This is a genomic window from Pandoraea sp. PE-S2T-3, assembly GCF_002179965.1.
In the GTDB taxonomy this organism is placed as follows: Bacteria; Pseudomonadota; Gammaproteobacteria; order Burkholderiales; family Burkholderiaceae; genus Pandoraea.
This window is the reverse complement of the sequence record NZ_NGUQ01000035.1, coordinates 350037-375346: the sequence shown is the minus strand read 5'-3', so window position 1 is coordinate 375346 and position 25310 is coordinate 350037. Positions and strand designations below refer to the sequence as shown.

Here is a 25310-nt window from a genome sequence, read left to right as displayed (position 1 = left end):
GACGTTTCCGGGCAACGCCCGGCAGAAAATACGAATGAGACCGACAAGAGGGACATGAGCATGGAATTCCAGAAAGAAGTCGACGCACGCGGCCTGAATTGCCCGCTGCCGATTCTGCGCGCCAAGAAGGCACTCGCCGACATGCAGAGCGGCGAAGTCCTGCGCATCGTGGCAACGGATCCGGGTTCGGCGCGCGACTTCGCTGCTTTCGCAAAACAGACCGGCAACGAGTTGCTCGAATCGCGTGAAGAAGAAAAGACCTTCTACTTCCTGATGCGCCGCCGTTAAGCGGCAACCGCCGCGCCATCAAGCTATCTCAGGCGCAGCAGACACAAAAAAGCCGACGGACATGCCGTCGGCTTTTTCATGGGTGCTGATCCTGCCGGTGACCTTGCTGATAACACCTCACCGGTCCAGACCCTGCACTCACATCACTTGAGGTCGCCGTGCGTATCGCGCAGATACTCGCGGAAAGCGTCCTTCAGTTCCGGGTGGCGCAGCGCAAATTCCACCGTCGCCTTCAGGTAACCCAGCTTGCTGCCGCAATCGAAACGCGTGCCCTTGTAGCGATAGGCCAGTACGACTTCGTCGTGCAGCAACTTCTGAATGGCATCGGTCAGCTGGATTTCACCGCCTGCGCCCGGATCGATTTCACGGATGCAATCGAAGATGCGCGGACGCAGCACGTAGCGGCCCACCACACCGAGGTTCGACGGCGCGACTTCCGGTGCCGGCTTCTCGACGATGTTGGTCAGCTTGACGATGTCAGTCTCGCCCCATTCCTTGCCTTCGACAATGCCGTAGGAGCGGCTTTGCTCGATGGGAATCTCTTCAACGCCGATGATCGAGTTGTGATACTGGTTGTACAGATCGACCATCTGCTTGAGCACGGGCGGCTCGCCGTCGAGCAAGTCGTCGGCGAGGATGACCGCGAACGGCTCGTCGCCCACGAGCTTTTCTGCACACAGCACGGCGTGACCCAGACCCAGTGCTTTGGGCTGGCGCACGAAGAAGCAATCGACGTTCGCGGGCTTGATCGAGCGCACGGCGTCGAGCAGTGCAAGCTTCTGCTTCGTTTCGAGTTCGTATTCGAGTTCGAACGCGGTGTCGAAGTGATCTTCGATCGCGCGCTTGTTACGACCCGTGACGAAAATCATCTCGGTGATGCCGGCCGCTGCCGCTTCTTCGACCGCGTACTGAATCAGTGGCTTGTCGACGACCGGCAACATTTCCTTCGGGCTCGCCTTGGTCGCCGGGAGGAATCGGGTGCCGAGGCCCGCAACGGGGAAAACGGCTTTGGTGACAACTGTTTTCATTGGTATCTCCCTCTTGGATAGCGCAGATCTCAGGCGGGCAGGCGGGCGAGCTGGGCCTGCAATTTGCCGAGAACCGCTTCAAAGTCGACCAATCGTTGCTTCTCAAGTTCCACCACGTTAGCCGGGGCGCGTGCCACGAAGCTCTCATTGGACAGCTTGCCGTGGCACTTCACGATCTCGCCTTCAAGGCGTTTGACTTCCTTGCCGAGGCGTTCGCGTTCCGCGGCGACATCGATCTCCACCTTCAGCGCTAGCTTGTTGGCACCCACGATGGCCAGCGGTGCGCCAGCGGCTTGGGCGTCAAGCGAGGCCTCGTCGGCCAGCACCTGCACTTCGGAAAGCTTGGCCAGCGTTTGCAGATACGGGGCAATCGACTTGAGGAAGTCGACGTCGCCCGCGACCAGCAGCGGCACGCGCAGTGCCGGCGACAGATTCATCTCGCCGCGCAGGTTACGGCACGCGTCGACAGCGGCCTTCAACTGCTGCATCCACGCTTCGTCGCTCTCGTCGATCTTGCTGGCATCGGCTACCGGATACGGTTGCACCATGATGCTGGCTTCGCCCGGTGCCTTGTCGGCGGGGTAGCGCCCGGCAAGCGGTGCCACCTTCTGCCACAGCGCTTCGGTGATGAACGGAATCACCGGGTGCGCCAGACGCAGCACGGTCTCCAGCACGCGCAGCAGGGTACGGCGCGTGGCGCGTTGCTGCGCCGGCGTGCCGTTCTGAATCTGCCACTTGGCCAGTTCGACGTACCAGTCGCAATACTCGTCCCACACGAACTTGTAGATCGTGGTGGCGATGTTGTCGAAACGATAGTCGGCAAAGCCCTTCGCGACGTCGGCTTCCACGCGCTGCAACAGCGACACGATCCAGCGGTCGGCGCGCGAGAAATCGAGTTGACCTTCCGGGCCGCAGTCGCCCACGCACGGGGCCATGCCGCAGTCCTGACCTTCGCAATTCATCAGCACGAAACGCGTGGCGTTCCAGAGCTTGTTGCAGAAGTTGCGATAGCCTTCGCAGCGGGCCAGATCGAAGTTGATGTTGCGGCCCAGCGTGGCCATCGACGCGAACGTGAAGCGCAGCGCGTCGGTGCCGAACGGCGCGATGCCTTCCGGGAATTCCTTGCGCGTCTTCTTCTCGATGGTCGCGGCCTGCTTCGGGTTCATCAGCCCCGTGGTGCGCTTGGCCAGCAAGGCGTCGAGGGTCACGCCGTCGACGATGTCGATCGGATCGAGCGTGTTGCCCTTCGACTTGGACATCTTCTGGCCTTCGGCATCACGCACGAGCCCGTGCACATACACGGTCTTGAACGGCACCTTGCCGGTGAAGTGCGTGGTCATCATGACCATGCGCGCCACCCAGAAGAAGATGATGTCGAAACCGGTCACGAGCACCGACGACGGCAGGAAGTGCTTGAGTTCCGGCGTTTCCTGCGGCCAGCCCAGCGACGAGAACGGCACCAGCGCCGACGAGAACCACGTGTCGAGCACGTCTTCGTCGCGCTTGAGTGCGCCCGTGTAGCCGGCGGCGCTCGCCTTGGCGATGGCTTCTTCTTCCGAGCGTGCGACGTAGACGTTGCCCGCATCGTCGTACCACGCCGGAATCTGGTGGCCCCACCAGAGCTGACGCGAGATACACCAGTCCTGAATGTTTTCGAGCCACTGGTTGTACGTGGTCGTCCAGTTCTCGGGCACGAACTTGATTTCACCGCTGCGGACGACGTCGAGCGCGGTTTCGGTGATCGACTTGCCCGGATGGAACGTACCTTCCGGCGCCGGCTTGCTCATCGCCACGAACCACTGGTCGGTAAGCATCGGCTCGATGACCGTGCCCGTGCGGTCGCTGCGCGGCACCATCAGCTTGTGCGCCTTGACGGATTCGAGCAGGCCTTGGGCATCCAGATCGGCAACGATCTGCTTGCGCGCGTCGAAACGATCGAGGCCACGGTACTTTTCCGGGCCGTTCTCGTTGATCTTCGCGTCGAGCGTGAGAATGCTGATCTGCGGCAGGTTGTGGCGCTGACCGACTGCGTAGTCGTTGAAGTCGTGCGCCGGCGTGACTTTCACCACGCCCGTGCCGAATTCGAGATCGACGTAGTCGTCGGCGATGATCGGGATTTCGCGGTCCGAGAGCGGCAGCTTGGCCATCTGGCCGATCAGGTGCTTGTAGCGCTCGTCTTCCGGGTGAACCATCAGCGCGACGTCGCCCAGCATCGTTTCCGGGCGCGTGGTCGCGACCGTGAGCGAGCCCGAACCGTCAGCCAGCGGGTAGCGGATGTGCCACAGCGAGCCTTCTTCTTCCTCGCTCACCACTTCCAGATCGGACACGGCCGTGAGCAGGGTCGATTCCCAGTTCACGAGACGCTTGCCACGATAGATCAGCCCCTGCTCGTGCAGCGTGACGAAGACGTCGCGCACGGCCTGGGACATTTTGTCGTCCATCGTGAAGTATTCGCGGCTCCAGTCGATCGAGGCGCCCAGGCGGCGAACCTGGCCGGTGATCGTGTTGCCCGACTTTTCTTTCCATTCCCACACGCGCTCGACGAACTTCTCGCGGCCGAGGTCGTGGCGCGAGACTTTCTGGGCATCGAGCTGGCGCTCGACGACGATCTGCGTGGCAATGCCCGCATGGTCGGTGCCCGGTACCCAGAGGGTATTGGCGCCTTTCATGCGGTGATAACGCGTCAGACCATCCATGATCGTCTGGTTGAACGCGTGCCCCATGTGCAGCGTGCCGGTGACGTTCGGCGGCGGCAACTGGATGCTGAAATCTTCGCGGGCGTCGTCGAACGTCGGCCGGGCATAGCCCCGGCGTTCCCATTCGGGGCCCCAGTGGGCTTCGACGTCCTGCGGCTCGAAGCTCTTGGCAAGCGTATTGTCGCTGTCGCTCATGGATTGGATGACCGTGTAATGCGTGAAACCTTGAATTATAAAAGATTCGGGGCGTTTTCCGCGCCGCAGCAGGATTTATAATCGGGCTTCACTCGAAAAACATTCCCGACATGCCCGATTTGCTAGCTAATCTGAACCCGGAACAACTGGCCGCCGTGACCCTGCCCGACGAGCCTGCCCTGATTCTCGCGGGTGCGGGTTCCGGCAAAACGCGCGTGCTGACCACCCGTATCGCGTGGTTGATCCAGCAGGGCCACGTGGGCCCCGCCGGCATTCTGGCAGTGACTTTCACGAACAAAGCCGCCAAGGAAATGCAGGCGCGTCTGGGCGCGATGCTCCCGATCAGCCCCCGCGCCATGTGGATCGGTACCTTCCACGGGCTGTGTAACCGGATGCTGCGCGCGCATTTTCGCGACGCCGGGCTGCCGCAGAGCTTCCAGATTCTCGATCAGGCCGACCAGCTCTCCGCCATCAAGCGGATGATGAAGGCCGCCAATGTCGACGACGAGAAGTTTCCGCCCAAGAATCTCCAGTATTTCATCAATAACGCCAAAGAGCAGGGCCTGCGCCCGCACGAGGTCGAGGCCAACGACGCCTTCAACCAGAAGTTTGTCGAGCTGTACGCGTCGTATCAGGAGCAATGTCAGCGCGAGGGCGTGGTCGATTTCGCCGAGCTGCTGCTGCGCTGTTTCGAGCTGCTCAAGCACAACGAACCGCTGCGGGTGCATTACCAGACGCGCTTCCGCCACATTCTCGTCGACGAGTTTCAGGATACGAACAAGCTGCAATACGCGTGGCTCAAGATGCTGGCGGGCGGCAACAGCGCCGTGTTCGCCGTGGGCGACGATGATCAGAGTATCTACGCGTTTCGTGGTGCCAACGTCGGCAATATGGCCGACTTCGAGCGCGAATTCCGCGTTCGGCACCTGATCAAGCTGGAGCAGAACTACCGTTCGCATGGCAATATTCTCGACGCTGCCAACGCGCTGATCTCAAACAACGCCCGCCGTCTGGGCAAGAATCTGCGCACCGATGCGGGGCATGGCGAGCCGATTCGCGTTTATGAGGCTGCAACCGATCTTCAGGAAGCGAGCTGGCTGGTCGAGGAAATCAAGGCGCTCGTGGCGCAAGGGCTGTCGCGGCAGGATGTCGCCATCCTGTATCGCAGTAACGCGCAGTCGCGCGTGATGGAACATGCGCTTGTGGGCGCGGGCATTGCGTATCGCGTGTACGGCGGCCTGCGCTTCTTCGAGCGTCAGGAAGTGAAGCACGCGCTCGCCTATCTGCGCCTCATCGAGAATCCGAACGACGACACGGCGTTCGTGCGGGTGGTCAACTTCCCGACGCGCGGTATCGGCGCTCGCTCGCTCGAACAACTGGCCGACGCGGCGCGTTTGTACAACTGCTCGATGTACGCCGCCGTGCCCTATATGACAGGCAAGGCAGGCACCAATCTGACGGCGTTCGTGCGCCTGATCGAACAGATGCGCCGTGAGACGGAGCGCCTGACGTTGCCGGAGGTGGTGACGCATGTGGTCGATGCGAGCGGGCTGATCACGCACTACCAGTCGGAAAAGGAAGGTCAGGACCGCATCGAGAACTTGCAGGAACTGGTACACGCGGCCACGGCGTTCATCGCGGAAGAAGGCTATGGGCTGGACGCCCCGGCCCGCCTGATCGCCATGCGCCCCGCGTTGCCGGGCGCGCCCGATGTGCTGGCGTCGCCCGATGGCGTGGTCGATGCCGATACGCCGGTGGAGATGACGCCGCTGGCGGGCTTCTTGTCGCACGCCTCGCTCGAGGCCGGTGACAATCAGGCCGAAGCCGGGCAGGACGCCGTGCAACTGATGACCGTGCACGCCGCCAAGGGGCTGGAGTTCACGGCCGTCTTCGTCACGGGGCTGGAAGAAGGGCTGTTCCCGCACGAAAACAGCGCGCAGGAGCTCGATGGGCTCGAAGAAGAGCGTCGTCTGATGTACGTGGCAATCACGCGAGCCAAGGAGCGCCTGTATCTGTCGTTCACGCAAAGCCGCATGCTGCATGGCCAGACGCGCTACAACGTGCGCTCGCGCTTCTTCGAAGAAATCCCCGAGGAAGTGCTGAAGTTTCTGACGCCGCGTGCCCAGCCGGGCGCGCGTGCGGCGCAAACCGAACCGGCGTGGGGGCGTGACTGGTTCTCGCGTCCGCAGGTGAGTGCGCCGCGTCAGGAAGAATGGGCAGCCACGAAGTCGGAGCAGGCGCTGGCGGACCGTTCCCGCTCGGCCGGGACCGGCTTCAAGGTCGGGCAGGGCGTATTCCACACCAAGTTCGGCGAAGGCAAGATCATCGGGCTGGAAGGCGCGGGCGATGAAGCGCGTGCGCATGTGAAGTTCGGCCGTCACGGTGAGAAGTGGCTGGCACTGGCCGTGGCGAAGCTTCAGCCGATCGAATGATCGTTTGCGTGTACCTTCGCAGATGAACAAAGGGCACCCGAGGGTGCCCTTTGTTTTGCACTGACTTGCGTCGGCGGCTTACGCCTCCGGCGGTGCTACGTTCGGATCGATTGCGCCGATCTCCTGCACGCCGAAGCAGCCGCGGTAGCTCGCATAGAACGAGCAATACAGCACGGCGGTGAACAGGATCGAGTAGGGCATCAGCACGATCATCGCGTACTTGCCTGCCCCAATCACCGTCATGACCAGCGCGATGATTACCGGCAGCACCGTAGCGACGAGCGCCGTGCAGATGCCGTAGACGACAAACGCGCGGATGTTGCGCACACAAGCGGTCCAACTGAAGAACAGGGCCTTGACGGGGGAGACGTCATGCCAAGCCACGAGCACCGGCGCGAACCAGAACGCCATCGCGACCGGCACGTAGGCGACGGCTGCCGCCAGCATGGCCTGCGGCATCGAGCCGCCCACGAGCGAATCTTCGTCGATGCGAGTGCCGAACAGCATCTTGCCCAGCAGATCGCCGTCGTCGAAGAGCGCGGAGAACAGAAACACCACGATCATCGCGGCGATGTAGTAACCGCCCAGCGCGAGCAGCCGGCGCGCGACGTCCTTGCCGTGGCCGCGGAACCCGTCGAGCAGCACAGGCGGCAGGACAGGCTTGTTTTTGATGATGTCGCGACACGCCGCCATAAAACCGACCGACAGGCCGGGAATGAACAGTAGCGGCAAAAACGCGCCCACGACCGGCAGGATCGAGAGCAGCATCACGCCGAACAGATAGGCGAAGAGCAGCGTCAGAATGGCGAGCGGGTTCTTGCGGAATAGCCAGATACCCTGGCGCAGCCACACATAACCACTCTTCGGCGGGACTTCAAGCAATTGCATAGGGTTCGATTTGCTCCGATTGGGCGTCGGGTCACAGCCAGGGAATGGAAACGGCTTCGATGCGTTCGCGCAGGATTCGTTCGAAATGCCCCGGATCATGCGGTTTCAGCATCTCGGCCGCGCGCGGCAGATGAAAATCATACAGGCGCGAGAGCCAGAAGCGCAGCGCACCCGCTCTGAGCATGTCGCGCCAGTGCGACGCCTCGATGTCCGTGAGCGGGCGCACGGTCTCATAGGCACGCAGCATCGCGTGCACGCGGGCGTCGTCGAGAACGCCCGTCGTCAGATCGCAGCACCAGTCGTTGACGGTCACGGCAAGATCGAACAACCACTTGTCGCAGCCGGCAAAGTAAAAGTCGAAGAAGCCGCCCAGACGCGGTTCGCCCGCTTCGTCCTTGTCGAACAACACATTGTCGCGGAACAGGTCGCAATGGCACGGTCCTGACTGCATGCCGCGATAGTCGTCGCTGGCGAAAAACGCTTCCTGATGCGCCATCTCGCCTTCCAGCAGCGCGAGTTCTGCGGCGCTCAGATATGGCTTGACGGCCGGAGCCGCTTCGCGCCACCAGGGCAAGCTGCGCAGATTGGCCTGCTCCAGCGTGTAGTCGCGACCCGCCAGGTGCATGCGCGCGAGCATGGCGCCAACGTGGGCGCAGTGCGCAGGCGTGGGCGCCAGTTCCGAACGGCCCGCCAACTTGGTCACGATGGTGGCAGGCTTGCCATTCAACTCACCGAGAATCTCACCCGTACGATCCGGAATCGGGTCGGGCACCGGCACGCTGTGGTGGGCCAGATGCCCCATCAATTGCAGATAGAACGGCAATTGCGTGGCGGTGAGCTTCTCGAACAACGTGAGGACGAACTCGCCACGCTCGGTGGTCAGGAAGTAATTGGTGTTCTCGATACCGGAGCTGATGCCCCGAAAGTCGAGAACTTTCCCCAAATCGTAGCGTTGCAGCCACTGATCGAGCTGCTCGGGCGAGACGGAAGTGAAAACGGCCATGCGTGCGTCGGGTGGATAAGACTCAAACAAACGGCCCGCGCACGTGCAACGGGCCGCTTGGCGAAAGCTGCGGCGCGGGCGGAAAACATTGGCGCCCGCGTGGCAGCGGTGAGTGGGGCAGGATAACAGAGGTCTCGGCAGAGACCCCTGCGGCAGGTATCAGAACTTCAGGCCAACCGAAGGCAGACGATCGGTTTGCGACGTGTTGTCGCGGATCTTCGGCGCATTGTCCTGCGGCGTGGTGAGTTGGTAATTGGTGCCGAAGCGCGAATGCACGTCAATTTCGGTGGGCTTGCCGCGATCGCGGTACTCGGTCACGGTGGTGCCCTTGTCGTCGACGTAAAAGCTCGGCTTGCGTTCCTGATTGACGTCGACCGTCGACGTGCTGGTGGCCGCAGCGCGCGCGTCAGCTTCGCGTTTGGCGGCTTGCGCGGAAGTCTCGTTGGTGTCCTGCGCGAAAACCTGACCGGCGAACAGCAGACTGGCGCCAAGGGCCAGGGGGAGGGCGCGTGACAAGAGCGTTTTCATCATTATTCTCCGAGGGCGGGAACGCATCCGTGCCGGGGCAGCTGTGCGGCGTGCCGACGCAATGGGTTCCAATATGTGCATTCTATCAAACGTGCCTTACTTCGCATCGTGAAATATGGCGCCAAGCACCGTGGTTGCTTGCGTTCAGGCAGTTTCAGCGTGTTTCTTCACAATTGATAACAACAGCGCGCGTGCCACGCTGCGAAACCGAAGTGCATTCCGGCGATTTACTTATTACCTGAGCTTATAAGGGAATCACGAATCGTTCGTTTTCGAGGGCGAAGGGTTCTGGCATGCTGCGAAGTTGTCTCAATGGGTGGCCCGGTGCCACCCATCTGCATTTTCGGAGTTTGCAAGCCATGTCGTCTTCCGCCGCCTCGGCCGCCGTCAAAACGGCGCCCCCTTCGCCGTCGTCCCCTACGTCGTATAACGCACGTCCGCTGGCCATTGCGCTGGTACTGATTGCCATCGGCATCGCCTATCTGCAAGCCACGGTTGGGCCGAAGCAAGCCGCCCTCGCCGGTGTTGGCGCGCTGCTTGGCGTTGCGCTTTATCACGCCGCATTCGGCTTCACGTCGGCGTGGCGCGTGTTCATCGCGGACCGTCGCGGCGCCGGGTTGCGCGCGCAGATGGTGATGCTCGCCGTCGGCGTCGTGCTCTTCTTTCCGGCGCTGGCCGACGGGACGTTGTTCGGCAACAAGGTTGTGGGGCTGGTCTCGCCGGTAGGCGTATCGGTGGCGTTCGGGGCGTTTATCTTCGGCGTGGGCATGCAGCTCGGCGGCGGGTGCGCATCGGGCACGCTCTACACCGTAGGCGGTGGCAGCACACGAATGATCGTCACGCTCGCGGCGTTCATCGTCGGCTCGGTGGTGGCAACGGCGCACCTGCCGTGGTGGGAATCGCTGCCGCACATCAAGCCGGTGTCGCTGGTGAAGGTGTGGGGCCTGTGGCCGGCACTGATCGCCAATCTCGCCTTGTTCGCCGCTATCGGCGCGTTCACGTTGTGGGCCGAGAAGCGCCGTCATGGCCGTGTGGTCGGTGTGCCGATGACGCAAAGCGCCAAGGGCCGTCCCGCCCTGTTGCGCGGTCCGTGGCCGCTGCTGTGGGGTGCGCTGGCCCTCGTGCTGCTCAATTTCGCAACGCTCGCGCTGGCTGGCCGTCCGTGGGGTGTTACGTCGGCATTCGCCCTGTGGGGGGCCAAGGCCTTCATGGCGATGGGTGTGGACGTGGCGTCGTGGCCGTACTGGGCTAAACAGACGGCTGTGCTTAACGCACCGGTCGCGCAGGACGTCACCACGGTGATGGACATCGGCATCATCCTCGGCGCACTGGCCGCCGCCTCGATTGCCGGCAAGTTTGCGCCGATCTGGAAGATTCCCGTGCGCTCGCTGCTCGCGGCGGTCGTGGGCGGCTTGCTGCTCGGCTACGGCGCGCGTCTGGCGTACGGCTGCAACATCGGCGCGTACTTCAGCGGCATCATCTCGGGCAGTCTGCACGGCTGGCTGTGGTTGGTGGCGGCGTTCTTCGGCAACGTGTTCGGCACGCGCCTGCGTCCCTTCTTCGGGCTGGAAGTCGAGACCACGCCGCGCGAGACCGGCTGCTGAGCTAGCCGTCTGAGCGGCTTGGCAGAATGAGAAACGGCGCCTTGCGGCGCCGTTTTCTTTTGAAGCATCGAAGCTTCCGGGAAAGCGTTACAGATAGAACATCTTCTCGCTCGTCTCGGTCTCTGGCTCGATGTGTCCGTCGTAGAAGTCGAACACGGCCTTGAGAATCTCGTCGGGATCGTCGATGACCTGCACCAGATCGAGATCCTTCTCGCCGATCAGGCCCATCGGCAGCATCGTCGAGCGCACCCAGTCGAGCAGCCCTTTCCAGAACTCCGTGCCGACCAGAATCACCGGCACGTGGCGCGATTTCTGCGTCTGGATGAGCGTCAGCACTTCGGACAACTCGTCAAGCGTGCCGAAGCCGCCCGGCATGATGATGAACGCATCGGAGTTCTTCACGAACGTGACTTTTCGCGTGAAGAAGTGCCGAAAACGCAGCGAGATGTCCTGGTACTGATTGCCCTTCTGTTCGTGCGGCAGCTCGATGTTCAGGCCCACCGTCGGCGAGGCACCGCCGTGCGCGCCCTTGTTGGCCGCTTCCATGATGCCGGGGCCGCCGCCGGAGATCACCGCAAAGCCGCTGTCGGAGAACTTGCGGGCGATGGTCATCGTCAGTTTGTAGAACGGCGACTTGGGTTTGATGCGCGCGCTGCCGTAGATGCTCACGGCCGGCCGGATCTCGGACAGGTACTCGGTCGCCTCAATGAACTCTGCCATAATCGTGAACATCTGCCACGACGCGCGCGCCTTCTTGGCTGTGGCGCGCTCATGGTCTGCCAGCATGCGCAGACTCGGTATCACTTTTCTTCTCTTGGTCATATGTCGGAACAGCAAAGTCTGGAAGGTAAGACGCTCTTATTGGTCGATGGTTCGAGTTATCTTTATCGAGCCTATCACGCCCTGCCGGATTTGCGCGGCCCCAATGGCGAGCCCACGGGCGCGCTCCACGGCATCGTCAACATGCTGCGTCGCATGCGTAAAGATGTACATGCAGAGTATAGCGCCTGCGTTTTCGACGCCAAGGGCAAGACGTTTCGCGACGACTGGTACCCCGAGTACAAGGCGAACCGTCCGTCGATGCCCGACGACCTGCGCGTTCAGATCGAACCGATTCACGAAGCGGTGCGTGCCATGGGCTGGCCGCTGCTCATGATCGACGGCGTGGAAGCCGACGACGTGATCGGCACGCTGGCCAAGCGCGCGTCCGAACTCGGCATGCGCGTGGTGGTGTCTACCGGCGACAAGGATCTCGCGCAGTTGGTGAATGATCGCGTCACGCTCGTGAACACGATGACGAACGAGACGCTCGACGCCCCGGCGGTCGAAGCCAAGTTCGGCGTGCCGCCCGCGCGCATCGTCGACTACCTGACGCTGGTCGGCGATACCGTCGATAACGTGCCGGGCGTCGACAAGTGCGGCCCGAAAACGGCCGTGAAGTGGCTCACGCAATACGGCGACCTCGACAATCTCGTGGCGAACGCGGCAGAAGTGAAGGGCGCTGTCGGCGAGAATCTGCGCCGCGCGCTCGACTGGTTGCCGATGGGCCGCAAGCTCGTGACCGTCGCGCTCGATTGCGATCTCACGCCGCAAGTGACTTCCATCGAAGCCAGCTTGCAAACCCAGCCGGAAGACACGGCAACGCTGCGCGATTTCTTCGCACGCCATGGCTTCAAGACGCTGCTGCGCGAAGCCGAGGCGGCCGTCGCCGTGAAGGCCGGTGAGGATGCGCCTGCACCTCAAGCCGATACGCTTGAGCGCCACTACGAAGCGGTGCTCACGTGGGAACAGTTCGACGCGTGGATGAAGATCATCGAAGCCGCCGAGCTCACTGCGTTCGATACGGAAACCACGTCGCTCGACGCCATGCAGGCACAGTTGGTGGGCCTGTCGTTCTCGACCGAACCGGGCCGTGCCGCGTATATTCCCGTCGCTCACCGCGCACCGGGCGAAGTCGAACAACTGCCGCGCGACGAAGTGCTCGCGCGCCTCAAGGGCTGGCTCGAAGACCCTGCCCACAAGAAGGTCGGGCAGAACCTCAAGTACGACGCCCATGTGCTCGAGAACTACGACATCCATCTGAACGGTATTGCCCACGACACGTTGCTCGAATCGTACGTGCTGGAATCGCACCGCAGCCACGATATGGATAGCCTCGCGTCGCGCCATCTGGGCGTGACGACGATCAAGTACGAAGACGTGTGCGGTAAGGGCGCGAAGCAGATCGGTTTCGACGAAGTCAGCGTGGAGCAGGCGACGCAGTACGCCGCCGAAGACGCCGACATCACCCTGCGGTTGCACCGCGCCCTGTTCCCGGATCTGGCGCGCGAATCGACGCTTGAATTCGTCTACGCCGATATCGAAATGCCGACCGCACGCGTGCTGCAACGCATCGAGCGCAACGGCGTGCTGGTGGATACGGCGAAGCTCGCGGCGCAGAGTGACGAAATTGGCCGCCGACTGGTGACGCTTGAAGCCGAGGCCTACGCGCTGGCCGGCCAGACGTTCAATCTGAATTCGCCCAAGCAGATCGCCGATATTTTCTTCACGCAACTGCAACTGCCTGTCGTCAAGAAGACCGCCAGCGGTGCCCCGTCAACCGACGAAGAGGTCTTGCAGAAGCTTGCCGAGGACTATCCGCTGCCGAAGGTGCTGCTGGAGAACCGGGGCCTCGCCAAGCTCAAGTCGACCTACACCGACAAGCTGCCGAAGATGGTGAACCCGAACACGGGGCGCGTGCACACGAACTATGCGCAGGCGGTAGCCATCACCGGCCGGCTCGCATCGAACGATCCGAATTTGCAGAACATTCCGGTGCGCACGGCTGAAGGGCGCCGTATTCGCGAGGCGTTCATTGCGCCGCCGGGCAGTCAACTGGTGTCGGCGGACTATTCGCAGATCGAATTGCGCATCATGGCGCATATTTCGGGCGACGAGAGCTTGCTGCGTGCGTTCGCCAATGGCGAGGACATTCACCGTGCTACGGCGGCCGAAATCTTCGCGGTGACGCCGCTCGAAGTGTCGTCGGAGCAGCGCCGCTACGCCAAGGTCATCAATTTCGGCCTGATCTACGGCATGAGCGCGTTCGGTCTGGCGGCCAATCTCGGCATCGAGCGTGACGCGGCCAAGCAATACATCGACCGCTATTTCATGCGCTATCCGGGCGTGGCGCGCTACATGGACGAGACGCGCAAGAGCGCCAAGGCGCGCGGTTTCGTCGAAACGGTATTCGGTCGCCGCTTGTGGCTGCCCGACATCAACGGCGGCAACGGGCCGCGCCGTCAGGCGGCTGAGCGCGCGGCCATTAACGCACCGATGCAAGGCACGGCGGCCGACCTGATCAAGCTGTCGATGATTGCGGTGCAGCGCTGGCTCGACGACAGCGGTTTGCAAACGCGTCAGATCATGCAGGTGCACGATGAACTGGTGCTCGAAGTGCCGGATCACGAGCTGGCAGAAGTCAAAAAGCGCTTGCCGGAGCTGATGTGCGGCGTGGCGAAGCTGCGCGTGCCGCTGGTGGCCGAGGTGGGCGTGGGTGAGAACTGGGAACAGGCTCACTGATTTTTTGAGCCAGTTTTAAGCGGTTTTTGAATCGGTTTTACATGGCTTTTGAAGGCGTTTGTACGGGCTCAACATGAGCCCAGCAATGGGGCCGGTAGGGGTTTGCAACGGTTGCGCAATAGCGGAAATAGGGATTGAGCCATACCCTATGACCGCACTCTGCGGTAAGGTGATCGCTATTGCCGGGCGGACAAGTGCCGACCGGCCGGACGGTTTTCCAAGCACGGGGAGTTATCGTGAGTGTGCATCGTATTGTGGTGGTCGGCGGTGGTGCCGGCGGTCTGGAGCTTGTTACCCGGTTGGGCGACAAGTACGGGCGTGGCAAGGACGTTCAGATTACGTTGGTCGATCGTTCGATGTCGCACATCTGGAAACCCCTGCTGCATGAAGTCGCAGCCGGCGTGATGGACACGGCGACGCATCAGCTCTCGTACGTTGCGCAAGCCAACTGGCATCACTTCGAATTCGCTGCCGGCGAGATGATCGGTCTCGATCGCGCGGCGAAAACGATCCGGCTCGCCGCGCTTCCTGCCGCGGCTGACGAAGGCGAGGGCGATCTGCTGCCCGAGCGTACGCTGCCCTACGACACGCTGGTGCTCGCCATCGGCAGCACGACCAACTTCTTTGGCGTGAAGGGCGCGCAGGAAAACACCATCGCACTCGATACCGTCGAACAGGCGGAGCGCTTCCGTCGCCGCTTGATGGCGGCCTGCGTGCGTGCCCAGAATGCGGCGCAGACGCCGGTGGTGCCTGTGGTTGCCAAGGCTGCGGCCGTGACACCGCCCGCCGAGGTGGGTTCGCCCGGGGCGGCTACGGGCGCGTTGTTGAATACGCCCAGCACTGCGAGCAATGCCATCAGTGCCGAGGATCGCCGCAAGGTCAATCTGGTGATCGTGGGCGCGGGGGCGACGGGCGTGGAGCTTTCGGCGGAACTGCGCAACACCGCTGAAGTGTTGCGCTCTTACGGCCTGAAGCTCGATCCCCGCAAGGACGTGCGCATCACGATCATCGAATCGAGTCCGCGCATTCTCAAGGCGTTGCCGGAGCGCGTGTCGAGCGCAGTGGCCGGTCTGCTCGGCAAGCTCGATGTCGACATTCTGTGTGGCGATTCGGTGGCGGAAGTGCGCCCGAACGAAGTGACGACCACGGCAGGCAAAGTGCTGCCTGCGGATATCACCGTGTGGTCGGCGGGCATCACGGCACCCGCCGTGCTGGGCACACTGGGACTCGCGGTCAATCGCCTGAATCAGATCGAAGTGCAGCCGACGCTGCAAAGCGTGACCGATCCGGATATCTTCGCGTTCGGCGACTGCGCCAGTTGTGCGTGGCCCGATCACGGCTTCGTGCCGCCGCGTGCACAAGCCGCTCACCAGCAGGCGAGCTTTCTGGTCAAGGCGATCGACGCGCGGTTGAAGGGGCAAAGCCTGCCGACGTTCACCTACCGTGACTTCGGCTCGCTCGTCTCGTTGGGCAAGTTCAGCGCGGTGGGCAACCTGATGGGCGGGCTCATCGGCGGCAGCATGTTCATCGAGGGCCTGTTCGCGCGGGTGATGTACACGTCGCTCTATCGCATGCACGTGGCGGCGCTGCACGGCGTGTGGCGCATGATGCTCGACACTGTGGCCAATCGCCTGCGCCGCTCGACGGTGCCGCGCGTGAAACTGCACTAACGTTGCCCATTGAGGCAGATGCGGCAGATGCGGCCTCGTGTGGCCGCATCATCGCTGCTGCTTCGCCAGATATCTGTTCAAAATTCGGACACTTCCGAGTGCTGGCGAGGTTCTCTCCGAGTGCAAGTTCTGCACACTTTCTAGTAATATCCGAACGTACTGTCGCGCCTGGAATCAATGGCGCGTAGCGACTGTTCGAGGCCGTTCCGGGCTGTTCAGTCGTTTATCTTCGGTTCCCCTCGTTTTCCTCCGTTTTCATTACCCACTGCTCTTCTCCTGGAGTGCGACATGTCGCAAGCAGATCTGGATAGTCTCGTGCCCGAAGTGGCGCCCCGTAACCGGCGCGATTTTCTGAAGACGGCCGTCGGGTCGGCGTTCGCACTGGCGGTGCTGCCGGTGGCGGCCGAAACCATCACCACCGACACACAGGGGCTCGACGCGGGCGAGGTCATGCTCGATGTGCCCGGCATCAAGATGCCGGTGTACTACGCCAAGCCGGCGGGCAAGACCCATCTGCCGACGATTATCGTGGTCTCGGAGATCTTCGGGGTGCACCAGCACATCGCCGATATCTGCCGCCGCTTTGCCAAGCTGGGCTACCTCGCGCTGGCCCCGGAATTGTTTGCGCGCGCCGGTGATCCGCAATCGCTGGGCACCATCGCTGAGATCCAGTCGCAAATCGTCTCCAAGACGCCCGATCAGCAAGTGTTGACCGACATCGACGCCACGGTGAAGTGGGCCACGGCCAATGGCGGCGACGAGAAGCGTCTGGGGATCACGGGCTTCTGCTGGGGTGGCCGCATTACCTGGCTGTACGACGCCTACAACCCGAACGTGAAGGCTGCCGTTGCGTGGTACGGGCGTATCGTGGGCGATCCGAGCGCCAGCTTCCCGCGCAACCCGATCGACATTGCCGGCCAGCTTCATGCGCCGCTGCTCGGTATGTACGGCGGCAAGGACACCGGCATTCCAGTGGCCAGCGTCGAGCAGGCGCGCGCGGCCCTTGCCAAGGGCAACGCGGCGTCGAAGGCCTCGGAGCTGGTGGTGTTCCCGAACTCGGGCCACGCGTTCTTCGCCGACTACCGTGCCAGCTATGTGGAGGCCGACGCCAAGGCGGGCTGGGCGAAGGCGCTCGAATGGTTCCGCAAGCATGGCGTAGCCTGATTGGCCTTGCACGCCGGGGCCATCCCAAGCCACATCAAGCCACATCAAGCCACATCAAGCCACGCGAGGCCGTACCAAGCACTCTGCCGGGCAAACCATCGTGGCGCGTAGCGACGATGGTTTGCCTGCCAACGGAAAAGCTGGTTAAATCGCCGGCTTGCCTGCGGGAGAACCACCATCGACGCCACGCTTGTTTTCATTTTCATCGCCACGCTTGCCTCGGGTGTGCTGAGTCTCGCCGGTGCGGCATCGCTCTCGCTGGGCTTGCTGTCGCGGCTTATCGACAAGATGGTCAGCTTCTCGGCGGGCGTGCTGCTCGGCACGGCGTTGCTGCATCTGCTGCCCGAGAGTCTGGAGTCGCACGTCGACGCCCACATCATCACGCGCTGGCTGCTGGGCGGCTTACTTGGGTTCTTCTTGCTGGAGAAGCTGGCGCTGCTGCGTCACAGCCACCATCACGAAGGCGACGGACATCATCACGAGCACGGCCACGACGCGCATGAGGCGGGCAAGGGCGGCTGGATGATTCTCGTGGGCAGTGCGATTCACAACTTCGCCGATGGCGTGGTGATTGCGGCTGCGTTCTTGACCGATCCGAGGCTGGGTGTGGCCGCCACCGTGTCGATCACGGTGCACGAGGTGGCGCATAAGCTGGGCGACTTCATGGTGCTGCTCAACGCGGGGTTCAAACGTCGCAAGGCGCTGGTGCTCACACTGGCATCGAGCCTGACGGCGTTGGCTGGCGGCGTGCTCGGCTACTTCATGCTCGACCGCTTGCAGAGCCTGATTCCGTACCTGCTGGCCCTGGCGGCAAGCAGCTTCATCTACATCGCCGTATCGGACCTGATGCCGCAGATGCAGCGCCGCACGTCACCACGGGACGCCTTGCCGCAGATCCTGCTGATCGCCGTGGGGCTGGCACTGGTGGTCTGGTTGAATGGTCACGACCATGAGCATGGTCACGGGCACGACCATGACGGCGGTGGCAGTGCGCTGGCGTTGGTCGGTGGTCACGACACGGCGAAGCCGGCGGGGCAGTAACTGCCTGACCGGGTGCGAAGCACGTAGATCAAGGCGACGTCGGCCGCATGCGGGAGATCGGCGGTGCGGCCCTCACGGTCATACGGGTTTCGAACGATCATTGCAGTGTCCCGCAAAGTAAAAAGAGCATCCCGAGGGATGCTCTTTTTATTCCTGCATTCAGCAAGGCTGAGCCGGTATCGACATCATCCGGTTCAGGGTTGCGCGCCCGTCGACACGGGGCGGCGCTTGTCGGCGCACCATTCGCTCCACGATCCCGGATACAGGCTGGCGCCATGCAGACCGGCGACTTCCATCGCAAGCAAGTTATGGCAGGCAGTCACGCCTGAGCCGCACTGCGAAATCACGCGCTCGGGCAGGCGGTCCTTGCCGATGACCTGAATGAATTCTTCGCGCAGCGTTGCGGCTGACTTGAACCGGCCGTCTGCGCCGAGGTTGTCTTTGAAGAATCGGTTCGCTGCGCCCGGAATATGTCCGCCGATCGGGTCGATCGTTTCGTTTTCGCCGCGATAACGATCCGGGGCACGGGCGTCGATCACCAACCGCTCGTGCGAGCTGAGATTGCGCTCGATCGCCGCCGCGTCTGCGGTGGTGGCCAGCGGCTCGCCCGGCGTGAAGTCGCCTTCGGGCGGCGCTTCAGGTGGGGCGGCGTCGAGCTTGAAGCCGGCGCTTTCCCAGGCTTGCAGGCCACCGTCGAGCACCGCTACCGACTCGTGGCCCAGCCAGCGCAGCAGCCACCACAAGCGGGCGGCGTACATGCCGCCCTGTGCGTCATACGCAACAACCTGTTGCCCCTTCGACAAGCCGCACGCGGCCAGATGCCGGATCAGGGTGTCGCGATCGGGCAGGGGGTGACGGCCGTTCTTGCCCGTGGGCTTACCGGACAGGTCGCGTTCGAGATGCGCGTAAAACGCACCGAAGATGTGCCCTTCTACGTAAGCGGCTTCGCCGGCCGCCGGGTTGGCGAGATCGAAGCGGCAATCGAAGATGATCACCGGGGCGCCGCCACCGGCGGCCGTTTGCATCAGTGCGTCGAGATTTTGCGGGCTGATGAGCGTGGTGAAGTGGGTGTGAACCATGACGTCTCCGCAGGCGGGCGTGGGGGAGGGCGGGCGAAGCCGCGACGGCCACTCAGGAAGTGGTCGTGGGCCGGCGCAGGGCGGTCATGCCACTCGCCACGATGAGCAGCATGCCGATCCAGCCAGCCAGCGCGGGCCAATCGTCCCAGACAAGCATGCTGATCAGTGTAGCGAAGATTACGCCGGAATATTGCAGATTCGCGGTGACCAGTGTATTGCCGAGGCTGAACGCCCGTGTGAGCGCGGTTTGTGCAATGAGTGCGGCGATGCCGATGGCCAGCATTAGGCCGGTGCCGCGCCAGGTCAGCGGGTGCAAGCCTTCGATAGCCACCCAGCCCAACCCCAGCAAGACACCCCCGGCAGAGAAGTAAAAGACGATGCGCCAGTCCGGTTCGCCGGCCGCGCCTAAATCCTTCACCTGCATATAGGCGATGGCGGAGAACATCCCGGAGATCACACCGGCGACCCCGCCGCCCCATGCCTGACTGTCGACTGTGGGCTGCAACAACAGCGCGACGCCGACAAACCCCGCAAAGATGGCCGCCACCAGCCGGAAATCGGTGCGCAGGCTGCCGCGCATGGCCGCCGTCGCCATCACGATCAGCGAGATCCAGATCGGCGACATGTAGTTGAGCGTCATGGCCGTCGAGAGCGGCAACTGGGTGAGCGAGTAGAACCAGAGTCCGAGCGAGATCACGCCGGCGGTACTGCGTTTGACGTGGGAGCCGAAGTGGCGCGTGCGGATCGTCTGACCACGCATCCCGGCGATCGCCAGCAGCACGATGACGCCGATCAGGCTGCGGTAAAGGACGATTTCGCCGGTGTTGTATTCGTTTGCCGCCAGCTTGATGCAGAGCCCCATCAACGTGAACATGAAGGCGGAGACCAACATCCAGAGCGATTGCATGGCGAATTGTGGCCGATGGATCGGCGATGAGTAGCTATCGGGAGCGTATCTGCGCGTAACTGACCGGCTGGCGCAGGGAAAGACAGGCAGGCGAGATCGAGGGGAGCGATGCAGAAGTCATGCGGCCATGCTGATAGCCGTGCTGGCGTGCGGTTGTCTCCTCAGAGCTCTGCGTCTCCTGATGCTTTCGTCGCCCGGTACTTATCGAAAGCATGGCGACGATTCTAACGAAAACGGCGGGCACTTGGCCCGCCGTCTTCACTTATTTCGGCAAATATTTAATTCAGTCTCTCGCGCGCGACATGGCTGTCTCACCAGATGAGATTTTGTGGGCAATGGCTCAAAAATCGCCCATCTGGCGCCGCAGGAATTCATGGAAGTGCTGCATGCCGTCTTCCATCGGACTTTGGTACGGTCCGACTTCGGATACGCCGCGTTCGTACAACGCGCGGCGTCCGGCATCCATGCGCTCGGCGATCTCGTCGTCTTCGCGCGCGGTTTCCATGTACGCCGCCCGTTCCGCTTCGATGAATTCGCGCTCGAAAAGGGCGATTTCCTCGGGGTAATAGAATTCGACGATGTTCGTCGTCTTCTGCGGGCCACGCGGAATCAGCCACGACACCACCAGCACGTGCGGATACCACTCGATCATCAGATGGGGGTAGTACACCATCCAGATCGCGCCGAAGTCCGGCGGTACGCCTTCGCGGTAGCGCAGCAGTACGTCGTGCCACTGGCGGTAGATCGGGCTGCCCGGCTTGCCCAGGCCTTCATGCACGCCTACGGTCTGCACGCTGTACCAGTCACCGAACTCCCAGCTCAGGTCCTCGCACGAGACGAAGCTGCCGAGGCCGGGGTGAAACGGTACGACGTGATAGTCCTCGAGATAAACCTCGATGAACGTCTTCCAGTTGTAGTTACATTCGTGCACTTCGACGTGATCGAACATGAAGTTCGAGAAGTCGAGATGGTGCTTCACGCCGAGGCGCGAGAGATCGGCCTGCACATCGCGGCCTTCTGCCTCGAAGAGCAAGCCATTCCAGCGTTGCAGCGGGAACTTGCTGAGATTCAGGCAGGGCTTTTCCGGGAAATGCGGCGCGCCGAGCAGTTCGCCCTTCGTGTCGTAAGTCCAGCGGTGAAGCGGGCACACGATGTTGCGCGCGTTGCCACGGCCATTGAGCATGACCGCCTGGCGGTGGCGGCAGACGTTGGAGAGCAGTTCGATGCCGCCGTGCTCGCCCGCACCGTTGCGGACCAGCATGCGGCCTTCCTGCTCGGCCGGAAGGGCGAAATAATCGCCGGCTTCCGGGATCATCAATTCATGGCCCACGTAGCGGGGACCATGCTGGAAAAGGGCTTCACGCTCGCGGGCCAGGAGGGCCTCGTCGAAGTACGTGTAGACCGGCAGTTGGCTCGAGGCCGGTTTCAATTGCAATGCGCTGCTTAGATTGGACATTCCCACTCCCGTCGAGCTTGGAAAGCAGTGAACAACCCAACCATCGAAAAATCGATTTAGGGGAACCGACGATTATACCCGGTATGCGCGTCAAGCGGCCGCTAAGTCCATGATTTGCGTTAAATATTGTCCGAAAAATGTCATCACTTGCGCTTTTGAAGCGATTCGCGCTCTGCGAGCCGAGACGCTTTTGCCGTAAAATGGAACATTCGACCCGAATTTTGCGTTTATGGCCAAGACTGCAAAGTCGCAAGACGCGGCACCTGAGGTGCCGCAAGACCTGCCCGAAACCTATGAAGCCGCACTCGCCGAGCTCGAACAGCTCGTCGGCCGGATGGAAGGGGGCGAGCTGGGTCTGGAGGAATCGCTGGGGGCATACCGGCGTGGCGCGGCCTTGGTGAAATACTGCCAGGGTCTGCTCGAAAAGGTTGAGCAGCAGGTCAAGGTGCTCGAGGGCGAAACATTGAAGCCGCTCGAGGCGGACCGCGACGAATAAAAGGCGCGCGAATTACGCCGAATTACGCCGCATGGCGACCCATAACACGCACGGCCGGACCGGTACGTGCAGGATGAAGACGATGGCGGATCAGAATATCAAGGCCTGGATGCAGGCTGTGCAGGCTCGTGTAGAAGAGGCGCTCGACGCCGCGTTGCCCAAGGCTGCCGATGGCGGCTCGGCACGACTGAACGACGCGATGCGTTACGCAGTACTCGGTGGCGGCAAGCGTGTGCGTCCGCTGCTTTGCTTTGCTGCCGGTGAAGTGACGCAGGCCAGCGAAGCGGCGCTCGACCGGGCGGCCAGCGCGGTGGAAATGATTCACGCGTACTCGCTCGTGCACGACGATCTGCCGTGCATGGACGACGACGATCTGCGTCGCGGCAAGCCGACCGTGCACGTGCAATATGACGAAGCCACGGGCTTGCTGGCTGGTGACGGACTGCAAACGCAGGCGTTCGCGTTGCTCGGTGAAGCCACCTCGGACCTGAGCGCAGCACAATCGCTCGCGCTGGTGCGTGAACTGGCGGTCGCCTCAGGCGCGCTCGGCATGGCCGGCGGCCAGGCCATCGATCTGGAGAGCGTCGGCATCGAGCTCAACCAGTCGCAACTCGAAAATATGCATCGCCTGAAGACCGGCGCGTTGCTGCGGGCTTCGCTGCGTATGGGCGCGATCTGCGGCCGCGCTCTGTCGGATGACGAAAGCGCGGCACTCGACGCATATGCGGCGGCGGTCGGATTGGCATTCCAGGTGGTGGACGACATTCTCGACGCGACGGCCGATTCGGCCACGCTCGGCAAGACGGCTGGCAAGGATGCCGCCAACGACAAGCCGACGTACGTATCGCTGATGGGGCTTGATGGGGCACGTGGCTACGCCGAGAAGTTGCGCGCGGATGCCCACAAGGCCAGTGAATCGCTGGGTAACGCCGAGCGCCTTCGTGCGCTGGCCGATTACGTGGTCGATCGTATCAACTGATGGTGAGTAGGGCAGATCTTCCGGCTTCAGTCGGTAACGCCCGTGAACTATCAGGAGTGGCGAAAAGCTGCTCAAGCATGAAGTGAACAGATTTAGAGGCGGTTTCGGCTGAGGATTACGGGACCCGGAGCCGCCTGCGGTAGTGACAAGCAAGGGCAAGGAGGGTCGGCGCGGTCTCCCCACAGAACGCACCGGCAGGACATCGGCGACAGCGCTCAGGGGGTGCTGCCCGACAATACGCCTATATATGGAACGACGATGTACGAACTGCTAAATACCATCGATGACCCGGCCGCATTGCGGCGTCTGGAGCGTCGCCAACTGGCACCGTTGGCCGAAGAGCTGCGCGCTTTCGTGCTTGAGAGCGTGTCGCGCACTGGCGGGCACCTGTCGTCCAACCTCGGCACGGTCGAGTTGACGATTGCGTTGCACTACGTGTTCAACACGCCGGAAGATCGCATCGTCTGGGACGTGGGCCATCAGAGCTACCCGCACAAGATCCTGACCGGTCGCCGCGGGGACATGGGCACGCTGCGCCAGTTGGGCGGCATCTCCGGTTTCCCGAAGCGTGATGAATCGCCTTACGACACGTTCGGCACGGCGCACTCGAGCACGTCGATCTCGGCTGCACTCGGTATGGCGCTCGGCGCACGTACCAAGGGCGAGCACCGTTTCGGCATCGCCGTGATCGGTGACGGCGCGATGACGGCCGGCATGGCGTTCGAAGCGATGAACAACGCCGGCGTGCACGAAGACGTGCCGCTGCTGGTCATCCTGAACGACAACGATATGTCGATCTCGCCGCCGGTCGGCGCGCTCAACCGCTATCTCGCCCGCCTCATGTCGGGCCGTTTTTATGCGGCCGCGAAGAAGGGCGTGGAGAAAGTGCTGAGCGTGGCACCGCCGGTGCTGGAACTGGCGCGCAAGTTCGAAGAGCATGCCAAGGGCATGGTCGTGCCGGCCACGATGTTCGAAGAGTTCGGCTTCAACTACATCGGCCCGATCGATGGTCACGATCTCGATTCGCTGATCCCGACGCTTGAAAACATCAAGAATCTGAAGGGGCCGCAGTTCCTGCACGTGGTAACGCGCAAGGGCTATGGCTACAAGCTGGCGGAAGCGGATCCGGTGCTGTATCACGGCCCGGGCAAGTTCAATCCGGCCGAGGGCATCAAGCCGAGCACGAGCAGCAAGAAGACGTACACGCAAGTGTTCGGCGACTGGCTGTGCGATATGGCCGCTGCGGACAAGCGCGTCGTCGGTATCACGCCGGCCATGCGTGAAGGCTCGGGTATGGTCGAGTTCGAAAAGCGCTTCCCGGAGCGTTATTACGACGTCGGCATTGCTGAGCAGCACGCGGTGACGTTCGCGGGCGGCATGGCAACCGAAGGCCTCAAGCCGGTGGTCGCGATCTACTCGACGTTCCTGCAACGCGGCTACGATCAGCTGATTCACGACGTCGCGCTGCAAAACCTGCCGGTAGTGTTCGCGCTGGACCGCTCCGGTCTGGTGGGCGCTGACGGTGCGACGCACGCGGGCGCGTACGACATCGCCTTCATGCGCTGTATTCCGAACATGGTGGTGATGGCGCCGTCGGATGAGAACGAGTGCCGCCAGATGCTGTACACGGGCGTGAAGATCGACGGTCCGTCGGCAGTGCGCTATCCGCGCGGTGCGGGTACGGGTGCCGCGATCGAGCAGACGATGACGGCTCTGCCGATCGGCAAGGGTGTGGTGCGTCGTGAAGGTCAGGCCGACGCCGGTCGCCGCGTCGCGATTCTCGCGTTCGGCAGCATGGTTGCCCCTGCACTGGCTGCGGCGGAACAACTCGATGCGACGGTCGCCGACATGCGCTTCGTCAAGCCGATCGACGACGAGTTGATCGCACGCCTGGCGCAAACGCACGACTATCTCGTGACCGTGGAAGAGGGCAGCATCATGGGCGGCGCAGGCTCGGCCGTCGCGGAATCCCTGCTCGCCGGTGGGGTTACTCGCCCCGTACTACAATTGGGCCTGCCCGATCGCTTCATCGATCATGGCGACCCCGCGCTGCTGCTGGCTTCGGTCGGCCTCGACGCCGCGGGCATCGCGAAGTCGATCAACGAGCGATTCGACCTCAAGTCGCAAGACGCGGCCGAGGGATCGAAGACATCGAAGGCATCGGACGAGGTGACGACAAAGCTCGTCGCCTGATTGGTCGGTCGTTAGCCATACCTGAACGATCCGGCTTTCGCGCCGGATCGTTTTGTTTTTGAGAAGCGCTTCCCACATCCCGTGCCGGGGCTCTCCGGCACG

The 25310-nt window shown here is 62.5% G+C and carries 19 protein-coding genes; 10 read left to right on the top strand and 9 right to left on the bottom strand.

What is annotated here, in order from left to right:
- Positions 1-60: 60 nt before the first annotated feature.
- Complete coding sequence (locus CDV46_RS22100) at positions 61-288, top strand: sulfurtransferase TusA family protein (protein WP_058380179.1); 228 nt, start codon at positions 61-63, stop codon at positions 286-288.
- Between the two features lie 143 nt (positions 289-431).
- Here the strand turns inward: CDV46_RS22100 and galU are convergent, their stop codons facing one another.
- Positions 432-1316, bottom strand: a complete 885-nt coding sequence (galU, locus tag CDV46_RS22095) for a UTP--glucose-1-phosphate uridylyltransferase GalU (RefSeq protein WP_058377955.1) — start codon at positions 1314-1316, stop codon at positions 432-434.
- Between the two features lie 29 nt (positions 1317-1345).
- On the bottom strand, positions 1346-4207 hold the full coding sequence (locus CDV46_RS22090) for a valine--tRNA ligase (RefSeq protein ID WP_087724991.1): 2862 nt from the start codon (positions 4205-4207) through the stop codon (positions 1346-1348).
- Positions 4208-4317: 110 nt separating this feature from the next.
- On the opposite strand from CDV46_RS22090, the gene CDV46_RS22085 reads away from it, so the two are divergent.
- Positions 4318-6639: a UvrD-helicase domain-containing protein gene (locus tag CDV46_RS22085; protein WP_087724989.1), complete on the top strand. Its 2322-nt coding sequence runs from the start codon at positions 4318-4320 to the stop codon at positions 6637-6639.
- Positions 6640-6717: 78 nt separating this feature from the next.
- On the opposite strand, the gene CDV46_RS22080 is transcribed toward CDV46_RS22085, so the two are convergent.
- The 3 genes from CDV46_RS22080 to CDV46_RS22070 form a co-directional block, all read right to left on the bottom strand.
- Positions 6718-7527, bottom strand: a complete 810-nt coding sequence (locus tag CDV46_RS22080; protein WP_058377958.1) for a BPSS1780 family membrane protein — start codon at positions 7525-7527, stop codon at positions 6718-6720.
- Between the two features lie 31 nt (positions 7528-7558).
- Entirely contained in the window at positions 7559-8530 is a 972-nt protein-coding gene (locus CDV46_RS22075) for a homoserine kinase (protein WP_087686863.1), read from the bottom strand.
- Positions 8531-8689: 159 nt separating this feature from the next.
- The gene (locus tag CDV46_RS22070; protein WP_087686864.1) at positions 8690-9058 is read right to left on the bottom strand and encodes a hypothetical protein; all 369 of its coding nucleotides are present in this window, start codon (positions 9056-9058) and stop codon (positions 8690-8692) included.
- Between the two features lie 359 nt (positions 9059-9417).
- Between CDV46_RS22070 and CDV46_RS22065 the strand changes: the two genes are divergently transcribed.
- The gene (locus CDV46_RS22065) at positions 9418-10662 is read left to right on the top strand and encodes a YeeE/YedE family protein (protein WP_087724987.1); all 1245 of its coding nucleotides are present in this window, start codon (positions 9418-9420) and stop codon (positions 10660-10662) included.
- Positions 10663-10749: 87 nt separating this feature from the next.
- Here CDV46_RS22065 and CDV46_RS22060 read toward each other — a convergent pair whose 3' ends face one another.
- Positions 10750-11484, bottom strand: a complete 735-nt coding sequence (locus CDV46_RS22060) for a TIGR00730 family Rossman fold protein (protein ID WP_058377961.1) — start codon at positions 11482-11484, stop codon at positions 10750-10752.
- Between CDV46_RS22060 and polA the strand changes: the two genes are divergently transcribed.
- The 4 genes from polA (at position 11485) to CDV46_RS22040 (ending at position 18098) form a co-directional block, all read left to right on the top strand.
- The gene (polA, locus tag CDV46_RS22055) at positions 11485-14223 is read left to right on the top strand and encodes a DNA polymerase I (protein ID WP_087724985.1); all 2739 of its coding nucleotides are present in this window, start codon (positions 11485-11487) and stop codon (positions 14221-14223) included.
- 242 nt (positions 14224-14465) lie between these two features.
- Positions 14466-15893, top strand: a complete 1428-nt coding sequence (locus CDV46_RS22050) for an NAD(P)/FAD-dependent oxidoreductase (protein WP_087725089.1) — start codon at positions 14466-14468, stop codon at positions 15891-15893.
- A gap of 288 nt (positions 15894-16181) precedes the next feature.
- Positions 16182-17057 carry a dienelactone hydrolase family protein gene (locus CDV46_RS22045; RefSeq protein WP_087724983.1) on the top strand — a complete coding sequence of 292 codons (876 nt, stop codon included), beginning with the start codon at positions 16182-16184 and terminating at the stop codon, positions 17055-17057.
- A gap of 177 nt (positions 17058-17234) precedes the next feature.
- The gene (locus tag CDV46_RS22040; protein ID WP_087686868.1) at positions 17235-18098 is read left to right on the top strand and encodes a ZIP family metal transporter; all 864 of its coding nucleotides are present in this window, start codon (positions 17235-17237) and stop codon (positions 18096-18098) included.
- Between the two features lie 194 nt (positions 18099-18292).
- On the opposite strand, the gene CDV46_RS22035 is transcribed toward CDV46_RS22040, so the two are convergent.
- The 3 genes from CDV46_RS22035 to CDV46_RS22025 all read right to left on the bottom strand — a co-directional run bounded on the left by CDV46_RS22035 (position 18293) and on the right by CDV46_RS22025 (position 21540).
- The gene (locus CDV46_RS22035; RefSeq protein WP_087686869.1) at positions 18293-19177 is read right to left on the bottom strand and encodes a sulfurtransferase; all 885 of its coding nucleotides are present in this window, start codon (positions 19175-19177) and stop codon (positions 18293-18295) included.
- A 52-nt stretch (positions 19178-19229) separates the two neighbouring features.
- Positions 19230-20084, bottom strand: a complete 855-nt coding sequence (locus CDV46_RS22030; RefSeq protein ID WP_087724981.1) for a DMT family transporter — start codon at positions 20082-20084, stop codon at positions 19230-19232.
- Between the two features lie 340 nt (positions 20085-20424).
- Positions 20425-21540, bottom strand: coding sequence for an aromatic ring-hydroxylating oxygenase subunit alpha (locus CDV46_RS22025; RefSeq protein WP_087686871.1), 1116 nt, complete (start codon positions 21538-21540; stop codon positions 20425-20427).
- Positions 21541-21769: 229 nt separating this feature from the next.
- Between CDV46_RS22025 and CDV46_RS22020 the strand changes: the two genes are divergently transcribed.
- From CDV46_RS22020 to dxs, 3 genes are all read left to right on the top strand, one after another.
- Positions 21770-22036, top strand: coding sequence for an exodeoxyribonuclease VII small subunit (locus CDV46_RS22020; RefSeq protein ID WP_087724979.1), 267 nt, complete (start codon positions 21770-21772; stop codon positions 22034-22036).
- Between the two features lie 82 nt (positions 22037-22118).
- Positions 22119-23015, top strand: a complete 897-nt coding sequence (locus tag CDV46_RS22015) for a polyprenyl synthetase family protein (protein ID WP_254916157.1) — start codon at positions 22119-22121, stop codon at positions 23013-23015.
- 258 nt (positions 23016-23273) lie between these two features.
- Positions 23274-25208 carry a 1-deoxy-D-xylulose-5-phosphate synthase gene (gene dxs, locus CDV46_RS22010; RefSeq protein WP_087724974.1) on the top strand — a complete coding sequence of 645 codons (1935 nt, stop codon included), beginning with the start codon at positions 23274-23276 and terminating at the stop codon, positions 25206-25208.
- Positions 25209-25310: the final 102 nt, after the last annotated feature.

What these genes read in the sequence shown, in the direction of transcription:
- CDV46_RS22035 (WP_087686869.1), bottom strand. Translation starts at nt 19,177, where the DNA reads ATGGTTCACACCCACTTCACCACGCTCATCAGCCCGCAAAATCTCGAC.
- dxs (WP_087724974.1), top strand. Translation starts at nt 23,274, where the DNA reads ATGTACGAACTGCTAAATACCATCGATGACCCGGCCGCATTGCGGCGT.
- CDV46_RS22060 (WP_058377961.1), bottom strand. Translation starts at nt 11,484, where the DNA reads ATGACCAAGAGAAGAAAAGTGATACCGAGTCTGCGCATGCTGGCAGAC.
- galU (WP_058377955.1), bottom strand. Translation starts at nt 1,316, where the DNA reads ATGAAAACAGTTGTCACCAAAGCCGTTTTCCCCGTTGCGGGCCTCGGC.
- CDV46_RS22100 (WP_058380179.1), top strand. Translation starts at nt 61, where the DNA reads ATGGAATTCCAGAAAGAAGTCGACGCACGCGGCCTGAATTGCCCGCTG.
- CDV46_RS22030 (WP_087724981.1), bottom strand. Translation starts at nt 20,084, where the DNA reads ATGCAATCGCTCTGGATGTTGGTCTCCGCCTTCATGTTCACGTTGATG.
- CDV46_RS22020 (WP_087724979.1), top strand. Translation starts at nt 21,770, where the DNA reads ATGGCCAAGACTGCAAAGTCGCAAGACGCGGCACCTGAGGTGCCGCAA.
- CDV46_RS22090 (WP_087724991.1), bottom strand. Translation starts at nt 4,207, where the DNA reads ATGAGCGACAGCGACAATACGCTTGCCAAGAGCTTCGAGCCGCAGGAC.
- CDV46_RS22065 (WP_087724987.1), top strand. Translation starts at nt 9,418, where the DNA reads ATGTCGTCTTCCGCCGCCTCGGCCGCCGTCAAAACGGCGCCCCCTTCG.
- polA (WP_087724985.1), top strand. Translation starts at nt 11,485, where the DNA reads ATGTCGGAACAGCAAAGTCTGGAAGGTAAGACGCTCTTATTGGTCGAT.
- CDV46_RS22070 (WP_087686864.1), bottom strand. Translation starts at nt 9,058, where the DNA reads ATGAAAACGCTCTTGTCACGCGCCCTCCCCCTGGCCCTTGGCGCCAGT.
- CDV46_RS22085 (WP_087724989.1), top strand. Translation starts at nt 4,318, where the DNA reads ATGCCCGATTTGCTAGCTAATCTGAACCCGGAACAACTGGCCGCCGTG.
- CDV46_RS22015 (WP_254916157.1), top strand. Translation starts at nt 22,119, where the DNA reads ATGGCGGATCAGAATATCAAGGCCTGGATGCAGGCTGTGCAGGCTCGT.
- CDV46_RS22075 (WP_087686863.1), bottom strand. Translation starts at nt 8,530, where the DNA reads ATGGCCGTTTTCACTTCCGTCTCGCCCGAGCAGCTCGATCAGTGGCTG.
- CDV46_RS22080 (WP_058377958.1), bottom strand. Translation starts at nt 7,527, where the DNA reads ATGCAATTGCTTGAAGTCCCGCCGAAGAGTGGTTATGTGTGGCTGCGC.
- CDV46_RS22025 (WP_087686871.1), bottom strand. Translation starts at nt 21,540, where the DNA reads ATGTCCAATCTAAGCAGCGCATTGCAATTGAAACCGGCCTCGAGCCAA.
- CDV46_RS22045 (WP_087724983.1), top strand. Translation starts at nt 16,182, where the DNA reads ATGTCGCAAGCAGATCTGGATAGTCTCGTGCCCGAAGTGGCGCCCCGT.